The organism is Mammaliicoccus sp. O-M54 (assembly GCF_022386035.1).
Taxonomy (GTDB): Bacteria; Bacillota; Bacilli; order Staphylococcales; family Staphylococcaceae; genus Mammaliicoccus; species Mammaliicoccus sciuri_A.
Window position 1 is genome coordinate 1 of sequence record NZ_JAJNJE010000019.1, and the last position, 3,211, is coordinate 3,211.

The 3,211-nt window shown below is 48.8% G+C and carries 2 rRNA genes; both read right to left on the bottom strand.

Features of this window, described 5'->3' with window-relative positions:
• A 5S ribosomal RNA gene (gene rrf, locus LQ673_RS14610) occupies positions 1-99 on the bottom strand; the annotation flags it as partial.
• Positions 100-183: 84 nt separating this feature from the next.
• A 23S ribosomal RNA gene (locus tag LQ673_RS14615) occupies positions 184-3,110 on the bottom strand.
• Positions 3,111-3,211 lie beyond the last annotated feature (101 nt).

The following is a 3,211-nucleotide window of genomic DNA, read 5'->3' on the forward strand; positions in this document are numbered from 1 at the left end:
CTCTCGCGGAACGTAAGCCCAACTACCATCGGCGCTAAAGAGCTTAACTTCTGTGTTCGGCATGGGAACAGGTGTGACCTCTTTGCTATCGTCACCAGACAAATAGTAATAACTTATGATGAATGTATTGTACATTCAAAACTAGATAGTAAGTAGATTTTACGGCTAAAACCGATTTAAAATTTGATTAAGTCTTCGATCGATTAGTATTCGTCAGCTACACACATTACTGCGCTTACACCCCGAACCTATTAACCTCATCATCTTTGAGGGATCTTATAACCGAAGTTGGGAAATCTCATCTTGAGGGGGGCTTCATGCTTAGATGCTTTCAGCACTTATCCCGTCCATACATAGCTACCCAGCTATGCCGCTGGCGCGACAACTGGTACACCAGAGGTATGTCCATCCCGGTCCTCTCGTACTAAGGACAGCTCCTCTCAAATTTCCTACGCCCACGACGGATAGGGACCGAACTGTCTCACGACGTTCTGAACCCAGCTCGCGTACCGCTTTAATGGGCGAACAGCCCAACCCTTGGGACCGACTACAGCCCCAGGATGCGATGAGCCGACATCGAGGTGCCAAACCTCCCCGTCGATGTGAACTCTTGGGGGAGATAAGCCTGTTATCCCCGGGGTAGCTTTTATCCGTTGAGCGATGGCCCTTCCATGCGGAACCACCGGATCACTAAGTCCGTCTTTCGACCCTGCTCGACTTGTAGGTCTCGCAGTCAAGCTCCCTTGTGCCTTTACACTCTGCGAATGATTTCCAACCATTCTGAGGGAACCTTTGAGCGCCTCCGTTACTCTTTAGGAGGCGACCGCCCCAGTCAAACTGCCCGCCTGACACTGTCTCCCACCATGATCAAATGGTGCGGGTTAGAAAGTCAACACAGCCAGGGTAGTATCCCACCAGCGCCTCCACGTAAGCTAGCGCTCACGTTTCAAAGGCTCCTACCTATCCTGTACAAGCTGTGCCAAATTTCAATATCAGGCTACAGTAAAGCTCCACGGGGTCTTTCCGTCCTGTCGCGGGTAACCTGCATCTTCACAGGTACTATGATTTCACCGAGTCTCTCGTTGAGACAGTGCCCAAATCGTTACGCCTTTCGTGCGGGTCGGAACTTACCCGACAAGGAATTTCGCTACCTTAGGACCGTTATAGTTACGGCCGCCGTTTACTGGGGCTTCGATTCGTAGCTTCGCAGAAGCTAACCACTCCTCTTAACCTTCCAGCACCGGGCAGGCGTCAGCCCCTATACATCACCTTACGGTTTAGCAGAGACCTGTGTTTTTGATAAACAGTCGCTTGGGCCTATTCACTGCGGCTCTTCAAGGCTTGCACCCTAAAAAGCACCCCTTCTCCCGAAGTTACGGGGTCATTTTGCCGAGTTCCTTAACGAGAGTTCGCTCGCTCACCTTAGAATTCTCATCTTGACTACCTGTGTCGGTTTGCGGTACGGGCACCTATTTTCTAACTAGAGGCTTTTCTTGGCAGTGTGAAATCAACGACTCGTCGGATTCATGATCCAACTCCCCATCACAACTCAACCTTACGAGTGCCGGATTTGCCTAACACTCAGTCTTATTGCTTGGACGTGCACTCCAACAGCACGCTTCGCCTATCCTACTGCGTCCCCCCATCGTTCAAACAATCATAGGTGGTACAGGAATATCTACCTGTTATCCATCGCCTACGCCTATCGGCCTCGGCTTAGGTCCCGACTAACCCAGAGCGGACGAGCCTTCCTCTGGAAACCTTAGTCAATCGGTGGATGGGATTCTCACCCATCTTTCGCTACTCACACCGGCATTCTCACTTCTAAACATTCCACATGTCCTTACGATCATGCTTCGACACGTTTAGAACGCTCTCCTACCATTATCCTTACGGATAATCCACAGCTTCGGTAATATGTTTAGCCCCGGTACATTTTCGGCGCAGTGTCACTCGACTAGTGAGCTATTACGCACTCTTTAAATGATGGCTGCTTCTAAGCCAACATCCTAGTTGTCTGGGCAACGCCACATCCTTTTCCACTTAACATATATTTTGGGACCTTAGCTGGTGGTCTGGGCTGTTTCCCTTTCGACTACGGACCTTATCACCCATAGTCTGACTCCCAAGTTAAATTATTTGGCATTCGGAGTTTGTCTGAATTCGGTAACCCGAGAGGGGCCCCTCGTCCAAACAGTGCTCTACCTCCAATAATCATCACTTGAGGCTAGCCCTAAAGCTATTTCGGAGAGAACCAGCTATCTCCAAGTTCGATTGGAATTTCTCCGCTACCCACACCTCATCCGCTCACTTTTCAACGTAAGTCGGTTCGGTCCTCCATTCAGTGTTACCTGAACTTCAACCTGGACATGGGTAGATCACTTGGTTTCGGGTCTACGACCAGATACTCATTCGCCCTATTCAGACTCGCTTTCGCTACGGCTCCACATTTACTGCTTAACCTTGCATCAAATCGTAACTCGCCGGTTCATTCTACAAAAGGCACGCCATCACCCATTAACGGGCTCTGACTATTTGTAAGCACACGGTTTCAGGTTCTATTTCACTCCCCTTCCGGGGTGCTTTTCACCTTTCCCTCACGGTACTGGTTCACTATCGGTCACTAGAGAGTATTTAGCCTTGGGAGATGGTCCTCCCAGATTCCGACGGAATTTCACGTGTTCCGCCGTACTCAGGATCCACTCAGGAGAGAAATGACTTTCGACTACAGGACCTTTACCTTCTATGGTTGGCTTTTCCAAAACCATTCGTCTAATCATTTCCTTTGTAACTCCGTATAGAGTGTCCTACAACCCCAATAGGCAAGCCTATTGGTTTGGGCTCTTCCCGTTTCGCTCGCCGCTACTCAGGGAATCGAGTTTTCTTTCTCTTCCTCCGGGTACTAAGATGTTTCAGTTCTCCGGGTGTGCCTTCTCACATACTATGTATTCATATGCGGATAACATGACATAACTCATGCTGGGTTTCCCCATTCGGAAATCTCTGGATCAAAGCGTACTTACAGCTCCCCAAAGCATATCGTCGTTAGTAACGTCCTTCTTCGGCTTCTAGTGCCAAGGCATCCACCGTGCGCCCTTAATAACTTAATCTATATTTCCTTATACATAATGTTTAAGAAAATAACTGTTATTAATCTGTGATGTCGTCTATAAAGACGACGCGCGATTATTAAGCTTGTTGAATTTCGTTA